Source organism: Prevotella sp. kh1p2 (genome assembly GCF_900111525.1).
GTDB lineage: Bacteria > Bacteroidota > Bacteroidia > Bacteroidales > Bacteroidaceae > Prevotella.
The window spans coordinates 1-6,054 of record NZ_FOHY01000037.1 but is presented as its reverse complement, the minus strand read 5'-3'; the positions used below and the strand labels follow the sequence as shown (position 1 = coordinate 6,054).

Annotated in this window: 8 protein-coding genes; 1 reads left to right on the top strand and 7 read right to left on the bottom strand. The window is 41.5% G+C overall.

Annotated elements, in window-relative coordinates; all coding sequences use genetic code 11:
* From BMW31_RS13150 to BMW31_RS13120, 7 genes are all read right to left on the bottom strand, one after another.
* Window positions 1–160: helix-turn-helix domain-containing protein (locus BMW31_RS13150; RefSeq protein WP_091826734.1), on the bottom strand; the 160-nt coding region annotated here is incomplete at its 3' end.
* A gap of 193 nt (window positions 161–353) precedes the next feature.
* Window positions 354–1,358 carry a type II toxin-antitoxin system HipA family toxin gene (locus BMW31_RS13145; protein WP_091826732.1) on the bottom strand — a complete coding sequence of 335 codons (1,005 nt, stop codon included), beginning with the start codon at window positions 1,356–1,358 and terminating at the stop codon, window positions 354–356.
* Window positions 1,359–1,360: 2 nt separating this feature from the next.
* Window positions 1,361–1,669: a HipA N-terminal domain-containing protein gene (locus tag BMW31_RS13140; protein ID WP_025002843.1), complete on the bottom strand. Its 309-nt coding sequence runs from the start codon at window positions 1,667–1,669 to the stop codon at window positions 1,361–1,363.
* Window positions 1,656–1,877 carry a helix-turn-helix domain-containing protein gene (locus BMW31_RS13135; RefSeq protein ID WP_091826728.1) on the bottom strand — a complete coding sequence of 74 codons (222 nt, stop codon included), beginning with the start codon at window positions 1,875–1,877 and terminating at the stop codon, window positions 1,656–1,658. Before BMW31_RS13135 ends, BMW31_RS13140 begins: the two co-directional genes overlap by 14 nt.
* A 302-nt stretch (window positions 1,878–2,179) precedes the next feature.
* Window positions 2,180–2,545: a hypothetical protein gene (locus BMW31_RS13130; protein ID WP_091826726.1), complete on the bottom strand. Its 366-nt coding sequence runs from the start codon at window positions 2,543–2,545 to the stop codon at window positions 2,180–2,182.
* 12 nt (window positions 2,546–2,557) lie between these two features.
* Window positions 2,558–3,850, bottom strand: coding sequence for a tyrosine-type recombinase/integrase (locus tag BMW31_RS13125; RefSeq protein ID WP_255404972.1), 1,293 nt, complete (start codon window positions 3,848–3,850; stop codon window positions 2,558–2,560).
* Between the two features lie 704 nt (window positions 3,851–4,554).
* Entirely contained in the window at window positions 4,555–5,703 is a 1,149-nt protein-coding gene (locus BMW31_RS13120; protein ID WP_091826724.1) for an ATP-binding protein, read from the bottom strand.
* Window positions 5,704–5,808: 105 nt separating this feature from the next.
* Here BMW31_RS13120 and BMW31_RS13115 point away from each other — a divergent pair.
* A partial coding sequence (locus tag BMW31_RS13115) for a transposase (protein ID WP_177166333.1) occupies window positions 5,809–6,054 on the top strand: 246 nt, incomplete at its 3' end.

Genomic DNA, 6,054 nt, shown 5'->3' with positions numbered 1-6,054 from the left:
CCTCAGACATGGTCATCAGCAGGTCAAGCGTCAGACCGCTCTCCTGATACCTGCGCACATACTTGCGCACAGTGTTACGCGAGAGATGAAAAGCACTAGAGATGCTTTTTATACTCATTCCAATGGCGTAACATCGCAATAAATTTCTTAACTTTGTCATTGAATTCTGTAGTTTAACGTTTATCCGCCAGTCAGGACGGCAACACAAAACTACAAAAAAGCCCCTGAATGGCAATCGCATTCAGGGGTCAATTTTATTTTGCCGCAGAGGGTCATTCTTATTTTGCCCGTAAGGGTCAACGTCGCTTGCCCTCGGGGGTCAAACGCGCTCGGCTTTTCCAAGTGTAATCGCATCATTTAAATCCCAACGTTGCACGTCGATAGTTGTACGAAAGCCAGTAGCTTCGTTTCAGGGATTCGGACAGGAAAGAATGGTCAATCATATCCTTTGCCAGAGGATGCTCTGCTGCAAAGAAATCCATTTCTCGTTTTATCAATCGCTCAGATAGACCTATACGGCGACCAAACTCCTCGAAGTCCTTACGGCCAACAGTTCTTGTATCGGATAGTTGCATGCCTTCTTTGAACAATCCTTTATCAAGAGCGAAGATGCGTGGCATGCTCAAATGTAGACTGGTATTGATGAGGTCGTAGGCAGGGGTGAGGTGGTATTCTCCGTCACCTCGGTTGATAAGTGAGAAGTTTTTCAGATGCGCATCATCATTGAGAGTGAGATAGTTGAAGACAACGATGCGGAAGTACTTTAGGATTTCGACGGGAGCAGCCTTGACGTATTTGCGGATGATGTCAGCACATTCCTCATAACTCAGATTACTATATTTGAAATCGCTGCCACCATTGGCATCGGTCAGTCCTGCAAGAGAGGCAAAGTCTTCTTGGCTATACTTTTGCCCATTAGGGCCGACATCGAAACGTCGACAAAGATAGGCAGCTTCACCATCTTGGAAGAAACAAATGCCATTTGCTGCCGTTTCTATATGATAGACTTGCGAAGCCAACTGCATGGTCAGATGCTCATTGGCTGGACAATACTTACGGTCGAGCAAAGCATAGGATGTTGGAGCAGGTTTCAAAATGTATGTTCCACGTTCACCTTCAGCTGGCTTTACCAAATGTCCTTCACTCAACACCAAGCTCGCCTTAGGTTGAACGCCAGAGAGCGAGATGCGCCCCACATTCTTCAGATAAGCTTCATTGTCACCACTATCGTTATTGGGACTGTCAAAATCAAGAATATGGGAAACTTCTTTTTCATCAAACAGTTGTTTCCGAGCTACAGGGGAATAGGTGGTAAAGCCTTCCTGCAATGTAGAAGGGCATACGTTTATTTCTACCATATTCATAAGGGCTTAACGGTTACGGCTCCAATGGTATCGTGCTGAGCTGTTGCCAGCATGATGCCGAAGTCATCGTTTTCATCGATATGATGCAACATAGATTGTACTTGGCGGTTGGAACCTTCAGACAACATATTAAAGAAATAGGGAAAAAGGTGGATAGAGTGATATGCCTCTTTCCTGACAGGCATTGCCAAGCAAACAGGCTCGCCGTGGTAGTCCTCACCATAAGTGAACACATATTCCCTGGCATCCGTCTCTTGCAATATGCCTGCCTCCATATCGTGAACATAAACTTTACACTGTCTCATAATCAAGCTGCTTGATGTTAATGTCTATTTGCAAACCCAAAGTATCGAGTATCGTGAGCAAGGTGGCGAGCTGAGGATTACCCTCGCCTCGTTCAATCGCTACAACGGTATTAACAGCTACACTTGCCAGGTCAGCCAATGTTTGTTGGTTGATACCCAATTTTTTCCTTCTTTCCTTGATGGCATTCCCTATTTCCTGTTGTATCATAATCTCAATATATTGCGATTTCGGTGCAAAGATAAGCAATTCTTTTCAAATAATGACACGAATTCTCAATAAAATGCGATTTTGGACATAATTTACTATGAATAGCCATAATAATACGTAAAAATCACAACGCATTGCGATTTTTATTGTTGTCCCATCATCTTCTTCAAAAGTTCTTTCATCTGTTCAGGAGTAAGGCTATCTATGTCGATAGGTCCTTCTTCCTTTTCGATGTTAAGCAACTTACTATTGTTACGGAATCGGATTTCAAGAGGCTTGTCCATTTTATAAAATCAAAAACATTAACGGAAACGAGCTTCTAAACGTATAAATCTATAATAGCCGTGAAATACGGTTTCCCAACTTCCATGATTGATACTATTATCCCCAATCTGGCCTTTTATCTTTCTCTTCAGGACGGTAATATGACTTTGACTTATCTTCCTTAATTCAAGAAGAAAACTCCCAAATATGTAAAAATCCTGCAAATCGGCGAGTTTACTTTTAAAATCAAGAAAGAAAACCAAGGAATTTGTATTATTGTGATCAAATAACCTTATTTTGCCATCTTTGAGTTTAAATACAGGTTTTTCTTTCTCTTCTTGGTCGGCAAAGAGGATATTTACTCTATTCCCTTGGAAGGCAACAACAATTTTGAAGAATCGCAATTATTGTGGTTTTTATTGTTGTCCCATCATCTTCTTCAAAAGTTCTTTCATCTGCTCAGGGGATAGGCTGTCGATGTCGATGGGTTCTTCTTCCTTTTCAAGGTTGAGCAGCTTACTATTGTTACGGAATCGGATTTCAAGAGGATACATATCCTGATAGCCGCTTGTCACATCATTCCCTTGTGAGTGACCCATACTTTCAGAGATGTACAACTCCTCTACGCCAGCCAGTTTCAGGTTGGTATCAAAGGAATGACGCGCCCATGTTCCAGACACCACTTTGTCCCACCCAAGTACTTCTTTACATATACGGTTCATGCGGTCTTTGATGTTGGAGTTTTCCTGTACCGTCAGTTTCCTTCGCAAGGTTTCATCTGTGGCTCCATTGAAGATTTGTGGAAAAACATATGCGTCCTTCTCTGGCTTGGCTCCAATCTCATTAAGGATCACTTTGAGTGGTTCTATGATAGGAACGATAACCACCGACATGCTGTTGCTTCGTGCCGATGTTTTCTTTCGCATAAACTCAAAAGCACGACCACCTTCTGCAAAGTAAGTACGGTTGTAGGTCAAACGTCCTGCATCGGCAAGATTGAATCCATTGCACAGATATTGTGCCAGGAATAGGCCCAAAGAATCATGGGCACGTTTCTTATAAGCTGGATCCCAACCTTCGGGATAGCGCTTCTCAACGAAGACTTTATATAGTTCCGTCATTTCATCAACGCTAAGGTATGATTGCTGGCGACGTTTACCTCGTGGAATTGAGATGAGCGTGTTGTCCTTGTTGGAGAAGGGGTATTTGTCCTCGGTCAAAAAACCTTGGCGAATACATTCATTCCAAACAACACGGCAGGTCCGAAGATACATACCACGGGTAGCATCAGCAATCTTCCCGACGACCTTGCCGTTTTCGACCACACCATTTTTCATTACATCATTCCACTTGTCAATTACGTTTTTGCCGACCATGAAGCCCTTCACATCACCAACGTATTTAAGGAAGGAGTTGAGTGCCCACTGGTAGTTCTCTGCGGTACCAACCCTGTCTTCTGCTTTCATTCTTGCGATAATGCTCTCCCAAACACCTACAAAAGATGTAGCTTTATCATATTCGATTTCCGCACCTGTCAGATAAGTACGGATAAGGTCGAGTGTTAAAGTCTGCTTCTTGCTCAGTTTCTCCAGTTTTTCCCTGTAGCTTTCTAGCATCTTTAGCCATTCGACATGAACAGGCATGAGCGAACTTTTCGCTCCTTTCACGCTACATACGTCATTGAAGTACTTCTCGCTTTGATAGTCCATATCCTTTAGTTTGTAGTAATACCGTTTAGCTGCTATCTGAAAACAGATGGCCAAAGGGTATACATTCGTACTCTTATTGGTACGTTTGTCGAGAACTAAAGTAAGTGAACAGTTGTCCACTTTTCCGCACTTGATTGATGTCTTTTCAGCCTTCATAACTATAGTCTGTTGCTTCGTTCATGGGAATCTTGCGAACAATTTGCGAACAAAATGCGAACAAAATCGCCCATTAATTGAGGTTTATTGAAATTTCACTTTTGCGCTGCAAAGTTACAAAATAATTGTGAGACAACGACTTACGAAGTCAAGAAAAATTTTATGAAACTATAAAAAATTTTATTTTAACAGACTCATAATCTGGAGGTCCCAGGTTCAAGCCCTGGCTGGTCCACTACCGAAAATCAGCAACTTACATACTTGACAAGTTGCTGATTTTTCTTTTTGCGAAAACAATGCGAAAACATAGCATTTGAGTTCGATACCATTTTATACCATGTGAGGCAATCATTTGCAAGCAAAATCATCCGACCAACTTGTTCCTATCGGACCAATACTAAAATCACCGAACCAAATTATGAAATTATTGGCCGGATGTAAGTGTCTAATGGCCTAATTCGAGAGATATGGATTTTCTTTGCAAATAAAAACATATTGATTATCAGTTAGTTATGTACAAGTGTGAATATCTCTGCAAATAAAAGATTCTATCCATAATATGGCAGATAAGTCATAAATTTCTTAGCCTTGGTTTCTGCATCCACAGGCTTTATCAATCCAGCCTCTACAGTATCAGCAATTATACGAGAAGCTATGGATGAATCATTCTTTGTAAGCTCAAAACGTTCTCTGACAGACTGGTTATTGATAGCTTCTCCATCCTCATATTTCAGACACGCATGTTGGTAACATGCCGATACTTTCTCATCCTTTGTCATATCCTTGAACTTTTTCAGAGGATATAGGAAAACTCTGGTATGCTGTTCACTCTTGGTAAATTTGGGAGCAGGCAAATACATTTGCTCAACTGCAGCAATAGCGCGGTCTATTCCACTACCTCGTTTCTCACAAATACCCAAAAGAAACATTGTCTGAGCTAATTCCTCATTACGTGACTGCGGTGGGAGATCTATCAGCCTATTGATGTCATTAAGTGGTGCCCCTGCATTTGTAATAGTAAGTCTATTCGAGAAGATCTCTATGGTCACAGGCATTCCCTTTATCCCAAAGTCTTGATGAACAAGGGCATTCGCAACAAACTCACGAATAGCAATCCGAGGATAAGTGGGAATCATCTCTCGCTTAACATCTATGTTTTCTCTGCTTGTATTCTGCATGATGAAATCAATCAAACTTTCAAAACCTACAGCATATCCATAAGTTCCATGTTGCTCGAACTCCTGAGAACGATTGTTCGTGCCATTATACTTTCTCACGATTACTTCTTTACCACGCAGTTTTGGAAAATCTTTAAAGTCCCTATCAAAAAGCAAAGCTCCCAGATTAGTGATACTCCAAATCCCATGATTTTCATGGCAGAAATTATATTCACTTAAACGATTGACTATAGAGTCTGTTGAGCTCGGCACATCTTTCTCCATTAGTTCAAAAAAAGACTTGTAATTCAGGAATTGGAGTACCTGCTCCTTTGTAAGATCAGAAAGAGCCGTATGCTCTTCGAAGGTAAATTCATTAGAGGTTGCAATCATTTCTTTCACTTGATTGCGTGACATCTTAACAGTCTGACCTGCGGAACGTAAATACGAATTAAACACATCATGTCCACGTAAGAATACAGGTTTGTCTGCTTGTTCTGGAATATAGATGAATAACAAACTATGTCCATTAAAATCCATCACACTATGATCTATAGGAATCGGAGGCTGTCATCTGAACTGTGTCAAAGACTAAGACAATAAGATTTATCATTGCTCTGTTTATAGAGCATAAAGATTAGTACAATGACACAAGAAGAGTACACAAAGATGCTTGCTGTAGCGAAAGATCAGTTCAAGTCCGGCAAGCCCCTGTTTGGCAAGGATGGTGCATTCCATCAAGTATTAGAGGACTTCCTTAACGCTGCCATGGAGGGTGAGCTGGAGAGTCACCTTGAGGCAACCAATCCGGTAAGCGGTAATCGTCGTAATGGCAAGATGCACAAGCAGCTCCAAACGGAGTATGGTCCCGTAGAGATCGAGACACCTCGT